We start from the raw sequence: 24,174 nt of genomic DNA, 5'->3' as shown, positions 1-24,174 counted from the left end.
GTTCGCATCTGCTTAATGATGCTCTCCGACTCAGGTTCTGACGTTAGAATCGTTCAGGAGTGAGTCGGGGATTCAATTGGCTGATGCATTTTCCCATTTCTCCACCAAGTGATTAACTGATCTTTTGTCATCGGTTTGCCAAACAGATAACCTTGCATAAAGTCACAATGGTAGGTAGACAACCAATCGTACATCACATGATGTTCAATTCCCTCCGCAGTCACCGTTTTGTTTTGGGCATGACAAAGCTCAATGATGGGCTTTATCACGTGACCATTGTTAGTTTGCATAAGAGTTAATAAAAACTGACGGTCAAATTTAATTTTCTGCACTGGGTATTGAACCAGTTGAGTCAGCGATGTGTATCCAGAGCCAAAATCGTCGATCGCGAGCCGATAACCAAGCTCTGAAAGTTTGTCGAGCAAGGCGGTTCCTTGGTGGTCAGAGGCATATGTCTCGGTGATTTCCAGCTCTATACTATTTGTTGGAATACCATTTTTAAGCGTATGCTTGTGAATGAAATCTGCCATATCTAACGAATTTAATTCGGCGGAAGATAAGTTAATGGATAAGATGATCTCTTTGTTGAATATCTCCTTGAGTTGATGATATTCAGCAGTGGCATTAGCGAAAACCCAGCGGTCAATTTTTTCGAACATCCCTGTCTGTTCTGCGATAGGGATAAATTCTTGGGGAGAAACAAGACCAATACCATTAGCTTCCCATCTAAGTAGTACTTCCAACCCTTCAATATGTTCTTGATCTCTGTCCATATAAGGTTGATAGACAAGGTAGAACTCATCCTCAACGTTCGATTTTCTTAATGCCTGCTCTATTTGGCTTCTTCGTTTCGCTTCAATATTTAATGACGCCGAGTAGTAAGCGAATTGATTTTTCCCTGCGCGTTTGGCTTGATACATCGCGGCATCGGCGTTGGAAAGCAGACGAGTGATTTCCTGACCATCTTGTGGATATTGCGCAATGCCAATACTTGCGGTGATGGGGTAGGAGAGTGAAAACTCATTCTCTGAGCTTTGCATTGGTTTTAATAACTCAGTTGCAAATAGGCTCGAGATGTTTCCTTTTTTTTCATTTGTTGAAAGCAATATTGCGAACTCATCGCCAGAAAGACGAGAACCAAAACAAGTGCCCTTCCCAAGCTTAGAATGCTTGTTACATAGCCTAGACAAATGTGATGAAAACTCTTTTAATAACTTGTCGCCCACTTCATGGCCATACTTATCGTTGACGTATTTGAAGTTATCTAGGTCGACATAAATTACCCAAAGTTGTTTCCCCGGTGACGCTAGTGTCTTCATCGCTAATTGGTGAAAATAATGTCGATTGGCTAGCTGAGTTAAATGGTCGGTTTCGGCAAGGTGTTTTGTCTCACGATAGACGACGTTTAGCTCTTCATACATATCGAAGAATCGGGCGGAAAGGCGACCAATTTCGTCATTAGTATTTAAAACATCAATTTTCTCTCTTTGATTAGACTCCATTTCCTTAAGTTGCTTATCCAGTCGAGAAACCGGACGTAGTACATAACGGTAAATGATAGAAACAATGATTGTGATAGTAATGAAAGCTGCAATACCAAACGAGAATGCAAGTTCTAGCCATACGCGATCGACTTTGTTCCACATCAGATATTCTGCCGGTGATAATACGGCATAAAAATGAGGTAATAGTTCGATGGTTTGGGCAAGTGGGACATCAAGCACAATAGCTTTGCTTGAGAACGTAATGACACTGTGTGTATCAAACTCGATTTGATGTTTAATCTGATTAAAGGCTTCTAGTGAAACAGAAACCACCACAAAAAAGACATTTTGAGGGTCAAAACTTAGTGGTGCGTTACCTGTTCGTTTATCAAAAAGTTCATATTGGAGAAGAATGCTTTGGCCGCTAGAGTTATAGATGAATCCAGTGTGGTTTGTCTCCCCATATTTCTCATAACTGGCTGAGACATAGTCGAGTATGTTCGGGTCAACACGGTTGTTCGCTTCATAGTATTGGTTTTCTGTGTAGTAGATGACACTTTGCGATCCATCGAGAATGGCCATGTTCGCGTCGCCGCCATATCCATAACTAAGTACATTTACCGTTTCATCGAGGCGTTGAAATAGTTGCCTCTCACGATATCGATTGTCATGATTTACGAAGTAATCCTGCAAGACATCACTCTTGCTTAATGTGTACGCATAGCTATTCAGGAAAATGTTGGCTTGACGAAATTGCCCCGCGAGTTTTTCCATTTGCAGTTGGATATAGCTATCTTCACGTTTAACGAGGGTGACTTTTTGGATGCTGTAAATGATGTAACTTGATACGACAGCACTCAATAGAATGATCGGCGCAACGAGCAACACCACTCTGTGACTTAATTTCATCGCGGTATTTTATTCCGTTTGTGTCTTTACAAACTACAAACGTTGCTTACCTTGCGGTACTGAACGAGTGAGAATGATAATCATGGTTTGTTGCCAATTGTAAGCGTGCTATATCCGAATTTCAGAACCCCTTATAGTATTTGTGATGGTGTAAATAGTTTTAGTGTGAATTGTTGCAAACATTCGTCGATAAATTGATGAGTTTTATATTATAAGTCGGTTGTGTCATTTTGGTTCGTCTCTTCAACGTGTTACGAATGCCGCTATTTTGATTGTCTACATTAATCTTGTCGAAACGTTTCGATGAATGCAGTGTGATGAGCGTAGACTTTTGTTAGAACAACATCTTTAATTTCCCGATCATTCTCACACCTTGTGAATACGCGACTAGTCAAATTTTATGGCCGCTCTATCATTGCCATCGAAACGTTTCGATGAGTTTTATGTCAATAAATAAAGTATTAAAAACTGACGCTCACAGTTGTTTAAACGTGTAACCGAAAGGTCGATGAAATGAAAAAAAGTACCCTATTAAATTCCGAAATTTCTTACTTGGTTTCGACGCTAGGCCATACCGATGAGATCACGATTTGTGATGCAGGTTTGCCGATCCCTGAACATGTGCAGCGCATTGACTTAGCACTGACGCATGGGGTTCCTAGCTTCATCGAAACTGTTCGCGTGATTTTGTCTGAATCGCAAGTAGAGCGCGCAATCATTGCAGAAGAGTTTGTTCAGGTTAGCCCTGCTCATCATGATGCCCTTATTGCTGAGTTGCAAAGAGACAGCGAACAAAGTGGCAAGACAATTGATGTTGTTTATATGTCACACGAAGCATTTAAATCTCGCACAGAGCAAAGCCGTGCGGTTGTAAGGACAGGGGAGTGCACACCATACGCCAATGTTATTTTTCAAGCGGGTGTCACGTTCTAAGTAACGTTGTCGATTCCAAGTTTTCCTGAAATGGAAGGTAATTATGTTTATAAAAAATACAACAGTTCAGCATGCGGATGGATACTTAAACAAAACTCCGTTGTTCCAGTTTTTACTGCTTTCTTCAGTGTTTGCGCTTTGGTCAGCAGCCGCGGCATTAAATGACGTTCTGATCACTCAATTTAAATCGATCTTTGATCTTTCAAACTTCGCTTCGGCATTAGTTCAATCAGCATTCTACGGAGCGTACTTTCTAGTCGCGATTCCTGCATCTATGGTTGTGAAGAAAACTTCTTACAAGCTGGCGATTTTACTTGGTCTTGCTTTGTACATCTTCGGTTGTTTGATGTTCTTCCCTGCATCACATGCGGGCACCTACACCATGTTCTTAGCCGCGATTTTCTGTATTGCGATTGGTTTATCATTCCTTGAGACCTCTTGTAATACTTACTCTGCGATGATTGGTGAGCCTGAACGTGCGACATTGCGCCTCAACGTCTCTCATACAATCAACGCGATGGGTTACATTATTGGTTTGCTGCTTGGTAAGCATTTGATCTTCCAAGAGGGTGTAGACGTGGAACATATGATGTCTACGCTGACAGGTGCGGAACTTGCCATGTTTAAAGAACAAGTACTGCAACAAACACTAGAACCATACAAATGGCTAGTGGGTATTATTGCGACGGTTGCAACGCTTATCGCGATTACAGAGTATCCAAATTGTAAAGCGGTTGCCGACAAGAAAGAAGAACAGCCTTCTTTTGGTGAAACGCTATCTTACCTAGCTGGCAATGCCCGTTTCTTCAAAGGTATAGTGACCCAATTTGCTTACGTAGGTATGCAAGTAGCCGTGTGGTCATTTACGATTCGCCTAGCGTTAGAAATGGATTCAACTATGGTTGAGCATGACGCTGCGAACTACTTGTTGTATGCATTTATTATGTACTTCCTAGGTAAATTGTTGGCGAACTACCTGTTTACTAAAACGTCTCAAGAAAATGTATTGATGGGTTACTCAGCGATAGGTTTCTTATGTTTGATTTATGTGACATTTGTTCCTAACTTCAGTGCGGTATGGGTCGCTGTAGGTACGTCTGCATTGTTCGCGCCTTGTTGGGCAACAATCTTCGCATCAACGCTTCAATCTGTTGATACTCGTTACACAGAAACTGCGGGTGGTTTTGTCGTGATGTCTATCATTGGTGGCGCTGCGATTCCAGTTATCCAAGGTTTACTAGCGGATTCAGTAGGCATGCAAGCTTCTTTCTTAGTAAGTGCACTTTGTTTCGCGATTGTATTCTTCTACTTCATGAGTGAGAAAAAATACAAGCAAGCATTTAGCTACAAGGTTGCTGAAGCTTAATTTTAATAGATGGCTGCTCGATACAGGGCAGCCATTTCTAGTGAGAGATTGATGATGTTTACGATTCCTCTATACAAAGAACAATTTGCAAAAGAAAGAATGCTTATCCTGAAGTCTGAAAGCTTTGAGGTGAATACATTCAAATATAACTCAGGCGTAGAAGCGGTTGAGATTAAAAATACCAAAGGGCACTTGGTGGTGTTGCCTTTTATGGGACAAATGATTTGGGATGCTAAGTTTCTTGATACTGACCTATGTATGAAGAATATGTTTTCTGAGCCAAAACCAGCAAAAACTATTGTAGAAACCTACGGCTGTTTTGCTTTCCATGCTGGCATGATTCGCATGGGCTGCCCAACACCTCAAGATGATCATTCTCTTCATGGGGAAATGCCTTGTGCATCGATGGACAGTGCTTGGTTAGAGGTCTGTGAAGATAAAATTGTGATTAAAGGTATGTATGAATATGTGATGGGCTTTGGTGATCATTACCTAGCTACGCCATCTGTACATTTAGCGAAAGACGCAAGTGTGTTTGACATCAACATGGCAATTAAGAACCTTGCGTCTGTTGACATGCCTTTACAGTATATGTGCCATATCAATGCGGCGTATTTTGAGAATGCGATCATGACTCAAAACTTGCCGAATGAAGCATTTACATTGCGTGAAAGTATTCCGGCGCATGTCCAGCCGACGGAGCAATGGCTTGCATACAATGAGAGTTTAAAAAATTCGCCGCCTTTTTCGGGATTAGATAAGCCGGAAATGCATGATCCTGAAATTGTTTATTTTCTAGATGATATTTCGACTTTCACTGATCGTGCAGAGTTCAGAATGGAAATTGGAGATAAACGTCTCATCACCGAATTTAGCACCCGTGAATTTAACAGTACGACTCGATGGATTTTGTGTAACGGTGATCAGCAGGTAGCGGCTTATGCGATTCCCGCAACATGCCGACCTGAAGGATTCCTAGCCGCTAAGCGTAATGAAACTCTGATCTATTTAGAGTCAGGGGAAGAGCGTTGTTTCTCTGTTCGAACTGGCATTGAGACCTTAGGTTAAAGCTAAGTGCTTAAGTGATTAAGTGCTTATTTGCTCTCTTGTTGTAGATAAATTAGTGATGAGAGAGCAAAAAATAGATGCCTTTGGCTTTTTACATGAACAAAGCTGATAAACAGAAAAGTAAAAGCCATCTATTTTTCTTCTGTTCTAATTAAATAGGTTCACTTTGAACCGAGGATAACCGTATGAATAAGTTAGTTGTATTGGGTAGTGTGAATGCCGACCATGTTCTTCAAGTGCCTTATTTTCCTCGCCCGGGCGAGACTTTGCATGGACGTAACTACCAAGTTATCCCTGGCGGTAAGGGGGCAAACCAAGCGGTAGCAGCAGCGCGTTTAAACGCGGATATCGGTTTTATCGCCTGTGTTGGTGACGACTCTTTTGGTATTAATATTCGTGAAAATTTCAAAATGGATGGTATTGATATCACTGGTGTAAAAATGCAGCCAAACTGTCCAACGGGTATCGCGATGATCCAAGTTTCTGACAGTGGTGAGAACAGTATTTGTTTATCAGCGGAGGCAAATGCGAAATTAACGGCTGAAGCCATTGAATCAGATTTAGATCGAATCCGTCAGGCAGATTATTTACTGATGCAACTTGAAACACCAATGTGTGGCATTGAAAAAGCAGCGATTGTTGCTAAATCAGCGGGTACAACGGTAATTCTAAACCCAGCGCCAGCGCGTGAATTGCCGGATAGCTTGTTGTCTTGTGTTGATGTGATTACGCCAAATGAAACCGAAGCAGAAGTGTTAACAGGCGTCACGGTGACGGACGATGAAAGCGCACACAAAGCTGCTAAGATTTTGCATGAGAAAGGCATCGAAACGGTGATGATTACCCTAGGTGCTCGTGGTGTTTGGTTGAGCCAGAAAGATCAAGGTAAAATTATTCCTGGATTCAGAGTGGAAGCGACAGATACCACTGCTGCTGGCGACACCTTTAATGGCGCATTCGTGACTGGTTTATTGGAGTCATTCCCTTTAGAATCAGCGATTAAATTTGCACATGCAGCCGCGGCAATTTCTGTTACGCGCTTTGGTGCGCAAACTTCTATTCCAAGCCGTGATGAGGTTGAAGCATTTCTTGCTAAAAACTAGTACTTGCTAAAAACCGTTAGTTAAAAGGAGTAATGACATGGCAACGATGAAAGACATCGCGAAACTTGCAGGCGTTTCTACCTCAACCGTAAGCCATGTTATTAACAAAACTCGTTTTGTCAGTGAAGAAATATCAGAACGAGTAAATAACGCAGCAAAAGAGCTGAACTATTACGCGCCATCAGCTTTGGCGCGTAGTCTTAAGGTCAATCGAACCAAAACATTTGGTATGCTCGTAACCACATCAACTAACCCATTTTTCGGTGAAGTGGTGAAAGGGGTAGAACGCTGTTGTTACCAGAAAGGTTATAGCCTGATCCTCTGCAATACCGAGGGCGATAATGAGCGCATGCGTGATTCTATTAATACGCTATTGCAAAAGCGTGTTGATGGCTTAATTTTAATGTGTTCGTCATTAGAGGGGGAGCGGATAGAAGTATTCGAACGCTACCCTGATATCCCGGTGGTTGTGATGGATTGGGGCCCAATGCTATTTGCGAGTGATAAGATCCAAGATAACTCGCTACGCGGTGGCTATTTAGCTGCGAAGTATTTGATCGATTGTGGTCACAAAGAAGTAGGGTGTATTACCGGCCCGCTAATTAAGCACCAAGCACAAATGCGTTATGAAGGTTACAAACGAGCGGTGATTGAAGCAGGCTTAAGTTTTAATGCGAATTGGATCGTTGAATCTGACTTCGAATGTGAGGGAGGATATCAGGCATTTAAGAAAATGATTGAACGAGGACCATTACCAAGTTCAATTTTTGTCTCGAATGATATGATGGCGATGGGTGTGCTTAACGCTGCCAATGAATTGGGCATTGAAGTACCTGAACAACTCTCAATCATCGGATATGATGATATTCACATCGCGAAATACATGTCACCGTCTTTAACGACTATCCACCAACCAAAATACAGCCTAGGCCAAGCGGCTGTAGAAACACTCTTACGCAAATTGAATGAGAAAACGCAAGAAACTCAAGTCGTGCAACTAGAGCCAACACTGGTCGAGCGTAAGAGCGTCAAATCGTTATAGAGCGTGATCATTACGAATCCCTAACGTGTATCGTTAGGGGAATGTTTGTAACAGAAACTGGCTTTGTTTGGTAAGCCAGTCTCATTCTTATTCGGTATCTTTGTTGTTGTAAGGTGCGAGTTTATCTCGGGCTTAGATTCCCCCGAGTTCAAGTCGTCTAGAATACACAGTGTTTTGCGAAGTCAGAAGCTTCGTTTGCTGTCCATTCGCCTTTTGGTTTTTCTTTCATATCATTACACCACGCTTCACTGCCGACTTCCGTACAAGCCATTAGTTGTGCTGCGACAAAAACAATAAGAGCTAGCTTTTTCATTACTTAATCCTTTTTATGAATGCTTAATGTGAGAGTATAAGTATTAAGTTTATGAATGTTATTGTAAATGTCACTTTTGAGGCGTAAGTCATGTTCAGAGATGATCTTCTTATACGCGGTACCGCTTACTTGGTTAAATCATCAATAATAGGGCAGTGACTTTTTGCATTTCCCGGGCACGCGGAAACCCAGCTTTCAAGCTGTTTTTTGATTTCCAAAAGGTGGGCAATCTTATGCTCTACCTCTTTCAGTTTATCCATTGCACGCGCTTTAACTTCACTACTTTTCCTGTTTGGATTGCCAGCTAAATGAACGAACTCTTTGCATTCTTGAAGAGAAAAACCAGCATTTTTGGCTCGTGATACCAGGTTAAGTTCTTGAATATGTTTGTCAGAGTATTCCCGATAGCCGGATTCACTTCGGTTGGGCGGAGAAATGATGCCTTTTTCTTCATACATGCGAATAGATTTAGAAGATAGCCCGGTCAGTTTAGCAATTGCACCAATGTTCATGGTAAGCCTTTATGTTCGATGTTGTGTTTATCACGAGTATATACTCACAGCACATAAAAGCTGATCGAATTATTATATTACTGACAGCTGAACGCCAAAAGGCGATGTCAATTATACTGAGATGATAAAGTTGGAGTTGCTATGGTGAGGTGTTGCAGTTTCTTATCTATTTGATTTTGTGTGGCATTTAGAATTCAGACAAAGATATGGCAACGTGAAAAAATGATAGTGAAAGGATGTTATTTGGACAATGGAAAAACAAAACACCCGTAGGTATATGAACTTACGGGCGCATTATATTTTTTAGTTAGGCATTTTCAGGCGCTAGGCTTTTTTTTTCACGTTGCATTTTCGCGAGGAAATACACGTTTACACAGGCGATGAAGCCATTGGTTAACACTACTGGCCATGAGTCAATCATCAAACCGTATGCTGTAAAAAGCGCACAACCGATAAAGTTCAGAATGCGAAGTTTAACGATGTCTTTCATAGTTAATGAAATCGCGACCATGATAGATGCAGCATAGCCCAGAATTTCAACCATATTCATTTCCATTATTTGACCCTCTTAAATCTGCCGAATTTTTTCGGTACCTATTCTTCTCATCTTGAGATTAACGAGGAAGCTCCATGCCTCGAATGGTCTTTTTTGTTTTGATGGGTGAACTATAGCAATGCGAAAATCGTGGTTAAAGCCTCAAATCTAGGTTAAGTGAAGGTTAGCGATTACGCAAACGTTTTGTAAAAGAATTCATTTAAAATCATTGATAGATTTGATGGATGGTAACGATTAAAGGGATAGGTAAAACAAGTTGTTCAGACGTTCATAAAGACACAATATCTCAAATGACGACTAATACCACTTAAGATGTTGCGTCTGTTGTTTGTAACGGCTCCATGTTCCATGAGGATTAAGGGGGTTGTACTAACCCACTGAGTCAACAGATACTGACTTTTTCCAATTATAAAGACTAAGCTTTAAGTAATAGGGTGTTGAGTGTTTGGAGGTTATCTCCAATCATAAGGCCATAATAACGGTGAACATTCTTATTTAATGTACACCTGTCGTTGCAAAAATTAGTAACGGAATGTTGTGACGACAAACAATTTTTATTACTGTGGCTGATATTTATAGTTTTCAGCCATGATTGCTGAATTATTGTCTTCGCTAGCTAAGGATTGCATAGGTCCGGGTTTGAAGAATAGAAAACTAGAGTCATTGATAAAGTCGAGAGCATAGACTGTTTTAGCTGGGGGTCAGATGAGTATACAAACTTTGCCGCAAGAAGTGGTTGTAGATGCTGTCAAAGGGGATGTTTACGCAATAGGCCGGGATGGGAATATAAGAATCGTTGATCGCGGCGAAACATTGCTGCCGGGAGAAGTAATAATAACGATTAATGGCTCATCATTAGATGTTGTTGCTAACGGCTCACTATTTTTGGTGGACGAGAATTGCTTTGCCTGTATTCCTGAGCCCAAATTAGGCCAAGAGAACCAAGACGTCGTCACTGCCCAAATTGACGGCAAGGTGTCAGTAGACCCTACAGTAACCACGGACTTTGATGCTGACGATGTTGCCGCTATTCAACAAGCCATTTTAGAAGGCGCTGACCCAACAGCCATACTTGAAGCAACGGCGGCTGGCCCAGCAGCAGGTGGTGGCGCTTCAGGGTCGGCTAACGCAGGCTTTGTCACGATTGAATATAACAACCCAGAGGTTTTAGCTTCGACCTTTTTTGAGACCACAGCTTCCTTTGATAATACTGATCTTAATGATGATCTAAATGGGTTTGATATCACTATTTTGGCTGATGGTGGCCAGTCTCTTTCTTCAGAGCTGACAGAAGGCTCGATCTCGCTTTCTAGCTATCCACAGTCCGTCACTTCTAAAGTCATCATTGATGCTGCCGATTTACCACTTGATCCTAACAGTTTTGTGCCTGAACCCGCATCATTAGCGTCGTTACTTGAAGAGCTTAACGCGGACATTACTTCCGGTGGAGAACCCGTCTCATTTGTCTTTGATACAGAACAAAATGCCATTATCGGTACTCAAGACGGTCAGGATGTTATTAGAATCGACATTGAGGCAATATCAGTTGGTCGTGATGTTCAGCTAGAAGTGGTGACGACGATCAATCAAGGCATTGATCATGTACCGTCTGTTGCTGATGGCTTAGTGTCTTTTGATAACGATCAAATACAAATTGCTTTTGATATTACTGGTTCAGATATTGGCGGCAATAGTATTTTGTCTCCTATTGATATAGTGACAACGATTGCCGATGGAGATAATCCCTCTGTTCAAAACATCACGATAGAGAATGTTGAATCATCGAGCGCTATTATTGACGGTCGATTCGTTGATATTGGTAGCGATAAGATTGCCACTGCCACGTTTGACCAAGAGAGCCTAGCGCAATTCGATGGGTTACTCAGTGACAGCTTAACGACGATTGCATCGTTATCAGATGATGGAAGCCGGATTACTCTTTCAATCGCGGATACGAATGACGTTGTGTTGACCATCAGTTTGAACACCGATGGAGCGTACCAATTCGAGCAATTTAAGCCGTTGCAGCATGATGGGCAAACGGAAGAAATCTTACTGACTTTACCAACCACGACGGTCGATTTTGACCAGGATGCCGAAAACAGCACGTTTACGATTAAGATTATTGATGATCAGTTAGACATCGTGGATGTCGATGCTCTCCGTGTTGATGAAAATGACATCGCAAACGTTGGTTCAGAACAAGATGCACCAGCTTTCGCTATGGGGCAAATTACGACATCACAAGATAGCGATGGCGCTGCTCAGTATCGATTAGATGGCTCTAGTAATCCTGTCGATGGCCTTACTTCTCATGGGGCGGTTATTACTCTACTTGAAAGTGACAATCCTGATGGTGGCTTTACGTATAGCGCAACGGCGAACGGTGAAACTGTCTTCACGTTCGTCGTAAACCGAGATGGCACTTACAATTTCACTTTGCAAGGTCCCATTGATCATGCCATTGATAGTGATGAGCTGACGATCAATTTTCCCGTTGTTGTAACTGATTTTGATGGTGATACGGCGGTTGCGACGATACCCGTTACTGTTGATGACGATGCCCCAACCATTAGCGGCGTAGAAGCACTACTAGTCGATGAAGATGATATTTCACTTATTGGCTCTGAACAGAATGACAGTGCGACGGTTCAAGGTAAGTTTACCACTGTTTCGGGATCAGATGGCGTCGCTAGTTATGAGTTAGAGGACACAGTGAGTGTAGTCCGTGGGCTTACCTCTCATGGTGACAGTGTCACTTTGGTGAGCGCGCTCAACGCAGACGGAAGCTATACCTATTCGGCAACAGCAAATGGAGCCGCCGTTTTTGAATTAACACTACAGTTGAACGGCGAATACGCATTCACTTTGCAAGGGCCAATTGACCACGCCGAAGGTAGTGATAGTTTGCAGCTCAATTTCCCAATTGTAGCGACGGATTTCGATGGGGATACCACGACTTCAACGATTCCTGTCACCATAGTGGATGATAAACCCTCAATTACGAATGTAGTTGCATTAGAAGTGGATGAAGATGGGTTAAATACAGCCTCTTCTAATACGCTAATCGCAGAGGGACAATTTACCACCACTCAAGGTTCCGATAAGGTGATCAGTTACCAACTCGAAGTCGGTTCTGATCCGGTAAGTGGGCTAACATCACAAGGCCAACCGATTACGCTGACTGAAGTTTCAAACAGTGACGGTAGCTTCACTTATATCGCAACGGCCAATGGCAATCAGGTGTTTACGCTAAATGTCAGTCCTGAAGGTTCTTATAACTTCAAACTGGAAAGCCAAATTGATCATGAGCCGAACAGCGGGCGTTTGACGATAGAGTTCCCTATTGTAGCAACGGACTTTGATGGTGATACAACAACAGCAATAATTCCTGTTCAAATTATTGATGATGCCCCAATCATAGATGACGTGATTCCACTCAATGTTAGTGAGGATGACCTCCCTAATATTGGCTCAGATGAAAATGAGAGTGTTTATGTTGAGGGACGCTTTACGACTGACCAAGGGGCCGATCAGGTGGTCAGTTATCAGCTTGATTCATCAACGAATCCTGTTGATGGTCTTACCTCTCAAGGAAATGCGGTAACACTGCAAGAAAGTGAAAACCAAGATGGTAGCTTCACCTATATTGCAACTGCAGATGGAAATCCAATCTTCATTATGAACGTCAATGTAGACGGCTCGTATGATTTTAAGCTTGAAGGTCCGATTGATCATCCATCAGGCATTGATGCTCTTACGTTAGACTTCTCTATCATTGCAACCGATTTTGATGGTGATACAACAACGGCGACCATTCCGGTCACAATCTCTGACGATAAACCTGTCCTTGATGGCTTGATTGACGGCAGCGTGACCAAGATTGATGAAGACAACATTCAAACCATTGGCTCCGAGGGCAGTAGCCAACTCAATAGCGTAAAAGGCAACTTCAATGCGATAGATGGCTCTGATGGCGTTGTTGAGTATCAAGTCACCGATTTAAACTCCCCAGTGAAAGATCTCACATCAGGTGGGCAAGATTTGGTGCTCGTTGAAGTATCAAATTCAAACGGTGTTGCTGTTTATGAAGCGAGAATTGATGGCACCGCTACGCCCGTTTTCCGCATTACGTTGGATGCTTCTGACGACAGCTATCAATTTGATTTATTCGCGCCACTAGACCATGCAATGGCTGATGGTGAAAATGAACTCGTCATTAATTTGCCAATCCAAGCGACCGACTATGATGGTGATGTGTCAAACGTGCAAACACTGCCGATCACCGTGGTGGATGATGTTCCAACCATAGGCGGCGTGACACCAAGCAGTGAACTGACGGTGGATGAAGATGATTTGCCAAAAGGGTCGGATGAGGCCAGCCCTCAAGATACGCTCATTGGTGGCACCTTAGACATCACCGAAGGGGCAGACCAAGTTGTCTCTATCCAACTGAATAACCTTGAATCGCCGGTGAACGGTCTGACTTCTGGCGGTGACGCGATAATGCTCATTTTAGCTTCGAGTTCAGGTGGCGTGAACGTTTATCAAGGTGTCGCAGGAACCCCACAAGCAGTCGTTTTTGAACTTACGCTCGATGCTCGAGATAACTCTTATCAATTTGATCTTAAAAAGCCGCTCGATCATCCCGATGGTGATACTGAGAATCAAATCACTCTCGAATTGCCAGTAACAGCAACGGATAAAGACGGGGATGAGTCACCAGAATATTCATTAGCCATTAAGGTGGTGGATGACGTTCCTGCTGTAACGGCCGTTGATACACTAGGAGTCAACGAAGATGACCTATCCCAAGGCTCTGATCCGTCGAAAGAGCCGCGTGTAGACTCGGGACAATTTGACGTCACCAGTGCCGATGGCATTGATTCGTTCGAATTGGATTTAACGCCAGGTAAAATTCCAATGCTTACGTCCGGTGGGGACGAGGTGTCCATTGCGCTTGATACCAGTGCCTCTAGTGCCATATCCTTGGTGTACGTTGGTGAAACGGCAGGTGGAGAAACCATATTTACGCTCACTTTACACCAAGATGGCCGTTATGATTTTGAATTGTCAGGTCCTCTTGACCATGCGGTTGGCTCAGATGAAATTCTCCTAAACTTGCCCATCATCATCACAGACGGCGATAAAGATGCCACCATCACTGCAACCTTACCAGTGAAGATCGCCGATGATAAACCTGCCCTTGATGGCTTGATTGACGGCAGCATGACCAAGATTGATGAAGACGATATTCAAACTATTGGCTCCGAGGGCAGTAGCCAGCTCAACACTATTAATTGCAAATCATGCAGCGCTATTAACATAAAATACCTTATGCAGAACGAACTTGTTCGCATTCAATACCGTCCCATCTGGACAACTGTCCGAAGATTTGGTGCTCGTTGAAGTATCAAATTCAAACGGTGTTGCTGTTTATGAAGCGATAATTGATGGCACCACCACGCCCGTTTTCCGCATTACATTGGATGCTTCTGACGACAGCTATCAATTTGATTTATTAGCGCCACTAGACCATGCCACGGCCGATGGTGAAAACGAACTCGTCATTAATTTGCCAATCCAAGCAACCGACTTTGATGGCGATGTGTCAAACGTTCAAACGCTGCCTATCACCGTAGTGGATGACGTTCCAACCATAGGCGGCGTGACACCAAGCAGTGAGCTGACGGTGGATGAAGATGATTTACCAAAAGGGTCGGACGAGGCCAGCCCTCAAGATACTCTCATTGGTGGCACCTTAGACATCACCGAAGGGGCAGACCAAGTAGTCTCTATCCAACTTAATAACCTTGAATCCCCAGTGAAAGGACTGACTTCTGGTGGGGATGCGATAGCGCTTATCTTAACTTCGAGTTCAGGTGGCGTGAACGTTTATCAAGGTGTCGCAGGAACCCCACAACAAGTCGTTTTTGAACTTACGTTCGATGCCAGAGATAACTCTTATCAATTTGACCTTAAAGAGCCGCTCGATCATCCCGATGGTGATACTGAGAATCAAATCACTCTCGAATTGCCAGTGACAGCAACGGATAAAGACGGGGATGAGTCGCCAGAATATTCACTCGCCATTAAGGTGGTAGACGACATTCCGGTCGTTACGTCAATTGATACTTTAGAAGTGAACGAAGATGACCTATCCCAAGGTTCTGATCCGTCTAAAGAGCCGCGTGTAGACTCGGGACAATTTGACATCACCAGTGCTGATGGTATTGATTCGTTCGAGTTGGACTTAACGCCAGGTAAAATTCCAACGCTTACGTCCGGTGGGGACGAGGTGTCGATTACGCTTGATACCAGTGCCTCGAGTGTAACCTCTTTGGTGTACATTGGTGAAACCGCGGGCGGAGAAACCATCTTTACGCTCACCTTACACCAAGATGGCCGTTATGATTTTGAACTGTCAGGTCCTCTTGACCATGCGGTTGGCTCAGATGAAATACTTCTAAACTTGCCAATCATCATCACAGACGGCGATAAAGATGCGATCACCGCAACCTTACCGGTGAAGATCGCCGATGATAAACCTGCTCTTGATGGTTTGATTGACGGCAGCGTGACCAAGATTGATGAAGACGATATTCAAACCATTGGCTCCGAGGGCAGTAGTCAGCTCAACAGCGTCAAAGGCAATTTCAACGCGATAGATGGCTCTGATGGCATTGTTGAGTATCAAGTCACCGATTTAGATTCGCCAGTGAAAGATCTCACATCAGGTGGGCAAGATTTGGTGCTCGTTGAAGTGTCAAATTCTAATGGCGTATCAGTTTATGAAGCGAGAATTGATGGCACCACCATGCCCGTTTTTCGCATTACGTTGGATGCTTCTGACGACAGCTATCAATTTGATTTATTAGCGCCACTAGACCATGCTATAGCCGATGGTGAAAACGAACTCGTTATTAATTTGCCAATCCAAGCGACTGACTTTGATGGTGATGTGTCAAACGTTCAAACACTGCCGATCACGGTGGTGGATGATTTGCCTGCCTTAGTAAAAGTGGATGACAGCAGTACAACCATTATTGATGAAGATGATCTCAAAGTAGGTTCAGATACGACTGGTCCTCGTTTTATTTCTGGCTCATTTGACGTCATTGATGGTGCAGATCAAATTACCCATTATCAAGTTGCAGATCTTGATGCAGCAGTTTCTGGCTTGCAATCAAACAAACAAGATATTGAATTAAAAGAAGTTTCGTCGAATGGCGGAGTGACCATTTACGAGGCGGTGATTGTCGGTACTTCAACGCAAGTATTTACTCTAACGCTCGATGCCAATAACGACACCTATCGATTTGATTTGATACGCCCGGTTGATCACGCATCTGGCGGTGAACAAAATCGTTTGACGATCGATATCCCAATTTCAGCCACCGATTATGACGGTGATACAACCACATCCGTTGATTTGCCGATAACCATTGTGGATGATGTTCCTGAGATTAAAAGCGCAGATACGTTATTTCTGGATGAAGATGATCTTCCCAATGGTTCTGAAGTGCTCAAAGACAGTCTTGAAGCGACAGGAAACTTCGATACAGAACAAGGGGCGGATACTGTCGCATCTTATCAGCTGACTTTATCTTCTCAGCCAATGCCAGGTATTACCTCTGAGGGCCAGTCGGTCACTTTGGTTCAAACGGATGTTACCAACAACAATTATACCTATCAGGGCAAAACCCCTGATGGTAAAGCCGTGTTTACCGTGTTGCTCAACTCGGACGGTTCCTACAAATTTACGCTTAACGGCGCAATTGATCACGGTACCCAAGGAGAAGATGAGTTAACGGTTAATTTACCAGTATTTGCGACGGACGTTGATGGCGATGTTTCAACTATTACGCTTCCAGTGGTCATCACCGATGATGTTCCAACGATTCATAACCACGCCATCAACGTTGTTGAGGGTAAGGGGAGTTCCACCATTCAACTCTTCCTTGATCCGACAGACAACGATCTGGACTATGGAGCAGATGGTGCAGAAATTACCTCGTTCACTGCCGAACCTTCGGATGTGTACTTCGTTGTCAATGGCGTTAACGTTGCTGAAGTCGAGCTTAATGGTTCAGATAAAGTGGTGTCGGTTCATAAAACTCTCGATGGTGTCGATACTGAGATTGGCCGTTTAACCGTAAACACAGATGGTAGTGTTCGTTTTCGTGCGAACGATGATCTTGACCATAGCGAAGCTGATCCGATCAACTTTACGCTTAAAGTGACCGCGACAGATGGGGATCAAGACACAAGTTCTTCAGATGTCGATATTTCGATTACTGACCGCGATGGGAAAATTCAAACGGCGAATGTCTTGACGTTTGAAGACCGAGGTCGAGATGGTGTTATTGCTGGTATAGATGCTGCGAATCCAGAAGATAATCTGTCAACGCTGGATGTGAGGCCTGCAAACGTCAATTTAGTTGTGGACTTAAACGACGTTGATCGTAATGAAACGCTGGGCGACATCACTATTCTAAAAGCCAATACCCATAATGGTACGTTCTATTATCGTGATGGCGATGGGAAATTTGTCGAACTCGTACCGACAAATAATAAGATCGTATTGGATGCGAGCAATGTGGACCAAACTGTAAATGGTGAGCTCGTCACATTAAACAATTTGTTTTTCATTCCAGATCGACACTTCTCTACTGACGAAGACGGGTTTAGCCCAAGAATACAAGTTGAAATCCTGAACAATGGCACGGTGGATCACGTTATTGGCGGTCGACTGAACATTCAAGTAGACAGCATTGCTGATATTGCAACATGGAAAACAACGAGCACATTTGATTACGTTGTGGACGAAGATGATCAGAATGTTTCTTTGAGCATTGAAGCTGAAACTCAAGACACAAGTGATCCAGAAACTATAGTTTATGAGTTGGTGTTTACCGGAGGCGAATCGAATGCCTCGTTAGTTTATTCTGATGGGACACCACTGCAGCAAGAAAATGGAAAGTACTTCGTTGATGCAAACCGTATTGGTGATGTAGAAGTGGATCCGATAGATAACTTTTCAGGTTCAATTACTCTCAATATTACGGCTATCACAACTGAGCGAGAAAATGCGCTTTCTGGTAAGCAAACGGCTCGTTCTGAGACCCAAGAGATAGTCATTGATGTCCAACCTGTCGCGGATGAGGGCGCATTTAGCGTCAATCGTATTAACATCTTTGAAGATAACGCACGAACCCAAAACACGATAGATCCAGTAAGTGATCATGACCCGTTGTTGCTCAATGAAGTGATTAACATGAAGCCATCATCCGATGTGGATGGTTCAGAAACTTTGTTTGTTCGAATCTCTAATTTTTCAGATGATGGCGTGACTTTAGTTTGGTTAGATACCGCGAATCCAAGTCAAATTAACACCGTAACTGATAGCAGCGGTAATGTTCTATACTATGAAATTCCAGAATCCCATCTAGCCGATGTAGAGGTACTCCCTCCGTTACATAGTAATGAGGACTTTACGTTCGACGTAGAGGGAATCATAAAAGACAATGCTACGCTCTCATCTGGGCCTGACCAAGATGTGCTTTCTTTAGGCACTAAAACTGTGAATGTTGCGGTGAAAGGGGTTGCGGATATTCCGGATATCATCCTCATTGATCAAAATAATGATTGGCAAATTTTTTCTGATGCAACAGGTGCAGGCATCGAAACTACCATTCCTGAAAATGGTGCGGCCACATTAAGCTTCTCTGTTGTTTCTGGCGAGTTTAAAGATGCTCCACTTGATGGTTCGGAATCATTAACGGTTATCTTATCGAACATTCCTAATGGTGTGAATGTAGTAGATGCAGATGGAGATAGCGTTGATTTAACTTTCGTTGGTTACGATAGCAAAGGTGAACCCATCTATGAGGCAAACATCACAGGGCGCAACTTTAATTCAGGGATTCAGATCATTCCGACGGAATCATCCACTGAGAATATTCATATCACGGGTACGCTGATTGTCACTGAAAATGATGGCCATACGCGAATTGTGGATAGAGAAATTCGCATTAAAGTAGAACCAGTGATAGATGCACAAGACAACTATGTGGTTACTTCAGAGGGTAATGAAGACACTCGAATCAACATTGATTGGGAACCTTCTGCGACGCAAAGTCCGGATGCGGATGAGTTTTATGCTGCGTTAACGATTTCTGGCTTTCCTCCAGGCAGCACGGTTTATGTTGACGGTAGTGCCCAACTTCTTACCGGAAATAGCCTTACTTTGACACCTTTGCCAAATGAATCGGAGCAAGATTTCTCTGCACGTGTTACTCAAACTGGTTACATTCAAGTCCAACTAGAAGAAAACTCTAGTACTGATTTTGATTTATTAACGCAGGTAACGGTAAAAGAAGTCGATGCAGAGTACGTTGACGCAGTGAATCCTGGAGAGGGGATAGTTTCAAGCGTCATTAATGGAACGGTTAAAGTCCAAGTTAATCCAGTTGTAGAAAATGAGAATCTTAGTGGTGATGTTTCTACCCAAACTCGACTTCTGGTTGAAGAGGCCGACGGTACTGTAACGAATGTCATTCGATCGACGGACTTAGGTAACATTGATTTTACCATTAATACGCCTGACGGTGGGCAAACTGGCGCTAATATCATTAAATATCAAGAGTTTGATTTGTCCTCAAAAGAGGTTGTCACCCAATTGGTGGTTCAATTTAACAATGTAGATCCTGATATTTTAGATCAGTTGATCATAATTGGAGCATCAAATGAGGGGAATGGGCGTTGGACGATAACTGATGAGAATAATTTTACGATTCTCGCCCCTGCGGGTCTTGATCTCACTCCTGACGTTGACACTGATGATACTGGCTATTCTCAGATTGGTTTAACAATTTACGCGCAAGTAAATGATCTCGGTGAAGATGCTGTTGAGAAAGACGCCACACAAAGGCGAGAAACCGAAATTACGCTCGAATTCCCAACAAAAATCGAACCCAAAGACAGCGTTGCGGCCGAAATTAAAATTGATCCTGATGTCCAAATTGATGGACATGAAGACAATACGATCAGTTTTGGTTCTCAACTTGCTTCTAAGGCATCAACATTCAATTCGGATGGCGTAGAAGATGTACTGACGGTTGTCATTAAACCAAGTGACGCGGGATTGCCTCCAGGGCTGACTATTAGTGGTGCAAACGTTGATTTTGTCGATGGTGTTTACGTTTTTCAGGCGAAAATAGACGCAAGCGGAAACATTACCGGGCTGGATGGATTGACACTAAAAGTCGCGCAAGATTGGGCGGGCGATTTCGAACTTCCCGTTTTATTTGTAACGACCGATACGTTGTCGGGCGATGAAAATCTGTCACTAGAAAGTATTCCCGTTCAAATTCTACCGGTAGCGGACGTTCCTGATTCCTCACCGGATCAGCCTCTTGATAAGAATGTTACGCCAAATGTCACGCTTGATATTAAAGGGACTCTTGGTCTCGATTCAGATAAGCAGCCTGTGAATGATCTCAACAATGATGTTCCTACTGACGATGGTGTTGGTTACGAAGATGGACTCATTCAATTAGATTTAAATGTCGATTTTGCTGATGTGCGAAACAGTTCAGGAGCAGGGCGTGAGACGTTAACCAGCATTAAACTGACGCTTGCAGATACCGCATTAGGAGAATTTGTTCATCCAGATGGCACGACAATTGGCACAAGTATCGAGTTTACGGCAGCCGAAATTGCCGCGGGTGCGCTTGATAATGTGCTGTTTAAGCCAAAAGAAAACTATCCGGTAGGGGGCGGGCAAAACACGGTCACGATTAATGTAGAGGGTGAAATTACCGATACTGCGGTTATTAATCAAACGACATTGGCTCCGGGTGTTGATAATAAAGATGTACGTACATTTACCGATGACGTCACGTTTGAAATAACGCCAGTAGTGGATTCTATTACTATAAGTGGCGCAGATATTACCAAACCTATTGTCGTAACAGGTGATGAGGATAGCCTGATTTCCTTGGTTGAGTCGGGTAAAGGTGTGACCATTAGCTTAAATGACAATGACGGCTCTGAAGAATTTGTCTCTCTTAAACTGACTGATATTCCACCGGATTTTATCGTGCAATCGAACTCATCCGATTATACGGTTAAAAATAATGGCGGTGGGGAGTGGAGTATACAGCTAAAAGATCCTAGCCAAACTTCGATTGACCTCAGTGCGATTGAAATTCAACCACCGAAAAACTTTAGTGGCGAAGCCAAAATTGGTATTACGGTCTTTACACAAGAAGAATTATTGAAAGCCCCTACCATGCATACAAGCGATCTAACGATCGTTGTCAATCCTATTGGCGATATCGTGGATGTGAATCCTGATACACAGGTTTCTGGTAACGAGGGTGACAATATCGACATTAACATTAATGGCGTAGTGGTGGATAACCGTGAGTCCATTGGTGATGGTGCAGATTATCAAGAAAACGAACCTGAAACGCTGAGAATAGAAGTCTCTAATGTGCCAGATGGTGCGGGGTTATCTCTGACGGATGGAACCGCATTTGTTGATCAAGGTAATGGTATTTTTGTTTTAGAAATTGCGGCTCAAGATATTGATAAAGTGGTGTTTAACTCTGGTGACCGAAATGACAACTCTTGGAGCGGCAACTTAGAGTTTAAAGTTCATACCATTGACACGGGCCTGGATGGATCGCAAAGCGTAGGGCCGGAACAGCAGTTTACGGTCAATGTTGATGTAGCGGCGGTGAATGACCGACCTGAGTTCACTGATGTTATTGATATTAAAACGAAAGAAGATGAATCAATCGTTCTTAATAATTTCAAAATCGCGGACGTTGATGCAGAGTTAGACGACCCAACGGCAGAATACACAATTGATGTGAGTGTGACTCATGGCATTTTGAATGTCGACGCTACGATACTCTCCACTTTTGGTTTGACTGTTCAAGGTAATGGCACGGACTCTGTGCAATTGGAAGGTACATTGACTAATCTGAATGACGCGATTGCCAATGGTGTCATTGAGTTTAAGCCGGAAGCTAATTTCTTTGGTGATGTGCCTGTCGATATATCCGTCGACGACCAAGGAAACAAAGGACTCGTGATTACAGGCGTTGATGATACGTTAAATACGAACAATGGACGCTTTATCGTTGAAGTCACTTCAGAAAATGATGCACCAGAAACAACACCAGTTACACTGCCTAGTATTGAAGAAGATCGTGGTGTTTTAGAAATATCTCAATCCGATTTGTTGAAGAATGCAACGGATGTGGAAAGCGACAATCTTGTGGTGAGTGACGTTAAGTTAGCGGATCCAACAATCGGTAGTTTAGACTTCAATAGTGCAACCGGCTTGTGGGAGTTTACACCGGCAGAAAACTATTTTGGTCCGGTTGAACTAACGTACGTCATTACTGATGACGGTGAGACGGACGGGTCATCTGATCCTAAAAATGTTAGTGGAAGTGCGTCTTTTGTTGTTGAAGCAACGAATGATGCACCAGAGATTTCCGCAAATTCGGTGACGGATGTCATTGATGAAAGTGACGGACAAAAGGTTACTGGTATTAGTGTCAGTGACGTTGATTTTTCAGGGACACAAGCGAATGACAGCATGACGGTTAGCTTAAGTGTGAGTGATGGTGATATTCGAGTTGAAATACCAACAGGTATTGGCGTAACGGTTGGACCAGGAGTACCGGGACAAGTTATTTTAATGGGTACACCTGATGCGATTAATAGCGTGTTAAATGCTACAGATAGCGCTCAAGGGCTGTTTATAGACGCAGGAGATGTCGGTAGTGACTCGATTACGCTATCTGTCAGAGCAGAAGACAATGGTGTGTATTATGAGAACGCTTCTGGAACAAAACTAGAGGCTGCTCAAGACTTTGTTATCAATGTTACGCCAGTTGCGGATGCACCTACGTTGATGATTGATCCTAAGTTTAATTTTATTCGCCAAATCACGGCAAGCCAAACTGCAAGCAACCAAGGTTTAGCGATCGTTGGCATCATGGCGGCACTAACCGATAGTAGTGAAGTATTGTCTTTAGAGTTAACAGGGGTTCCGGATGGCGCTACGGTGACGAGCAGTGAACCAACATCCAATATTAGTTTTGATGGGACTAAATGGATCGTGCCTGCGGATGAAATTGATTCACTGCGTATCGAGGGTGCAGATGTCGGAACGCACGATATCACTCTTACTGCAGTATCCACAGAATCAAACGGAGATGAAGCCGAATCCACGCCACTGAATATTAGCCTAGAGGTGACGCTAGATGGGGATAACATCGATCAATCTAGTGAGTCAGAAGACAGTTACTTACTTGGTGATGATTCTGGTATCAGTTTACTGGGAGGAGCAGGGGATGATGTCATCATTGGTGGTGATGGTGATGATATTCTTATTGGCGGTTTGGGTTCAGATATTCTCACTGGCGGTGATGGGAATGACACCTTTAAATGGACTCAGGACTCCGTAGATTCGGGCGCGGTAGATACCATCACAGACTTTACCGTCAATGAAGATACCGTCGATCTGCGTGATGTGATTTCGGAGTTAAATAACACAGACATCCAAATGGAAGATCTGCTTGACCATATTCATGCTGATTATGACTCATCGACACAAGCTGTATCACTAAATATCACCACGGATGCTAACGTTCAGCAGACCATAGTGATTGAGCACCTTGGTGATTCTTTAGATTTCAGCGGGATGAGCTCAAGTGATATTGTTGAATCACTATTGAACAATAACGTGATTAATAATGGCTAAGTAATAGTAATAGTAATAGTAATAGAAATAGCACTAGTGATGGTGAAATCCATCACTAGCAATTTCTCCATCAACAGTCACTTAACTCACATTCATCCTT

The 24,174-nt window shown here is 43.1% G+C and carries 9 protein-coding genes and 1 pseudogene; 6 read left to right on the top strand and 4 right to left on the bottom strand.

What is annotated here, in order from left to right:
• Positions 1-53 precede the first annotated feature (53 nt).
• On the bottom strand, positions 54-2,393 hold the full coding sequence (locus KHN78_RS17155; RefSeq protein ID WP_211917533.1) for an EAL domain-containing protein: 2,340 nt from the start codon (positions 2,391-2,393) through the stop codon (positions 54-56).
• 513 nt (positions 2,394-2,906) lie between these two features.
• Here KHN78_RS17155 and rbsD point away from each other — a divergent pair.
• The 5 genes from rbsD (at position 2,907) to KHN78_RS17130 (ending at position 7,905) form a co-directional block, all read left to right on the top strand.
• Entirely contained in the window at positions 2,907-3,326 is a 420-nt protein-coding gene (gene rbsD, locus KHN78_RS17150; RefSeq protein ID WP_211917531.1) for a D-ribose pyranase, read from the top strand.
• 43 nt (positions 3,327-3,369) lie between these two features.
• The gene (gene fucP / locus KHN78_RS17145) at positions 3,370-4,692 is read left to right on the top strand and encodes an L-fucose:H+ symporter permease (RefSeq protein WP_211917529.1); all 1,323 of its coding nucleotides are present in this window, start codon (positions 3,370-3,372) and stop codon (positions 4,690-4,692) included.
• A 51-nt stretch (positions 4,693-4,743) separates the two neighbouring features.
• Positions 4,744-5,760, top strand: coding sequence for an aldose 1-epimerase family protein (locus KHN78_RS17140; protein ID WP_223917819.1), 1,017 nt, complete (start codon positions 4,744-4,746; stop codon positions 5,758-5,760).
• Positions 5,761-5,945: 185 nt separating this feature from the next.
• Positions 5,946-6,863: a ribokinase gene (gene rbsK / locus KHN78_RS17135; protein ID WP_211917527.1), complete on the top strand. Its 918-nt coding sequence runs from the start codon at positions 5,946-5,948 to the stop codon at positions 6,861-6,863.
• A 37-nt stretch (positions 6,864-6,900) separates the two neighbouring features.
• Positions 6,901-7,905, top strand: a complete 1,005-nt coding sequence (locus tag KHN78_RS17130; protein ID WP_211917525.1) for a substrate-binding domain-containing protein — start codon at positions 6,901-6,903, stop codon at positions 7,903-7,905.
• A 157-nt stretch (positions 7,906-8,062) separates the two neighbouring features.
• Here KHN78_RS17130 and KHN78_RS17125 read toward each other — a convergent pair whose 3' ends face one another.
• From KHN78_RS17125 to KHN78_RS17115, 3 genes are all read right to left on the bottom strand, one after another.
• The gene (locus KHN78_RS17125) at positions 8,063-8,218 is read right to left on the bottom strand and encodes a DUF3012 domain-containing protein (protein ID WP_211917523.1); all 156 of its coding nucleotides are present in this window, start codon (positions 8,216-8,218) and stop codon (positions 8,063-8,065) included.
• Positions 8,219-8,343: 125 nt separating this feature from the next.
• Positions 8,344-8,730 (bottom strand): Cu(I)-responsive transcriptional regulator, encoded by a 387-nt coding sequence (gene cueR / locus KHN78_RS17120; protein ID WP_211917521.1) that lies wholly within the window; start codon positions 8,728-8,730, stop codon positions 8,344-8,346.
• A 307-nt stretch (positions 8,731-9,037) separates the two neighbouring features.
• Complete coding sequence (locus KHN78_RS17115) at positions 9,038-9,286, bottom strand: YgjV family protein (RefSeq protein ID WP_128812783.1); 249 nt, start codon at positions 9,284-9,286, stop codon at positions 9,038-9,040.
• Positions 9,287-9,991: 705 nt separating this feature from the next.
• Between KHN78_RS17115 and KHN78_RS17110 the strand changes: the two are divergent.
• Positions 9,992-24,074 (top strand): annotated as a pseudogene (locus KHN78_RS17110) (retention module-containing protein).
• The last annotated feature ends 100 nt before the right edge of the window (positions 24,075-24,174 follow it).

The organism is Vibrio sp. B1REV9 (assembly GCF_905175395.2).
GTDB lineage: Bacteria > Pseudomonadota > Gammaproteobacteria > Enterobacterales > Vibrionaceae > Vibrio > Vibrio alfacsensis.
This window is presented reverse-complemented; position numbering and strand designations above follow the sequence as displayed.

What these genes read in the sequence shown, in the direction of transcription:
- KHN78_RS17155 (WP_211917533.1), bottom strand. Translation starts at nt 2,393, where the DNA reads ATGAAATTAAGTCACAGAGTGGTGTTGCTCGTTGCGCCGATCATTCTA.
- rbsD (WP_211917531.1), top strand. Translation starts at nt 2,907, where the DNA reads ATGAAAAAAAGTACCCTATTAAATTCCGAAATTTCTTACTTGGTTTCG.
- fucP (WP_211917529.1), top strand. Translation starts at nt 3,370, where the DNA reads ATGTTTATAAAAAATACAACAGTTCAGCATGCGGATGGATACTTAAAC.
- KHN78_RS17140 (WP_223917819.1), top strand. Translation starts at nt 4,744, where the DNA reads ATGATGTTTACGATTCCTCTATACAAAGAACAATTTGCAAAAGAAAGA.
- rbsK (WP_211917527.1), top strand. Translation starts at nt 5,946, where the DNA reads ATGAATAAGTTAGTTGTATTGGGTAGTGTGAATGCCGACCATGTTCTT.
- KHN78_RS17130 (WP_211917525.1), top strand. Translation starts at nt 6,901, where the DNA reads ATGGCAACGATGAAAGACATCGCGAAACTTGCAGGCGTTTCTACCTCA.
- KHN78_RS17125 (WP_211917523.1), bottom strand. Translation starts at nt 8,218, where the DNA reads ATGAAAAAGCTAGCTCTTATTGTTTTTGTCGCAGCACAACTAATGGCT.
- cueR (WP_211917521.1), bottom strand. Translation starts at nt 8,730, where the DNA reads ATGAACATTGGTGCAATTGCTAAACTGACCGGGCTATCTTCTAAATCT.
- KHN78_RS17115 (WP_128812783.1), bottom strand. Translation starts at nt 9,286, where the DNA reads ATGGAAATGAATATGGTTGAAATTCTGGGCTATGCTGCATCTATCATG.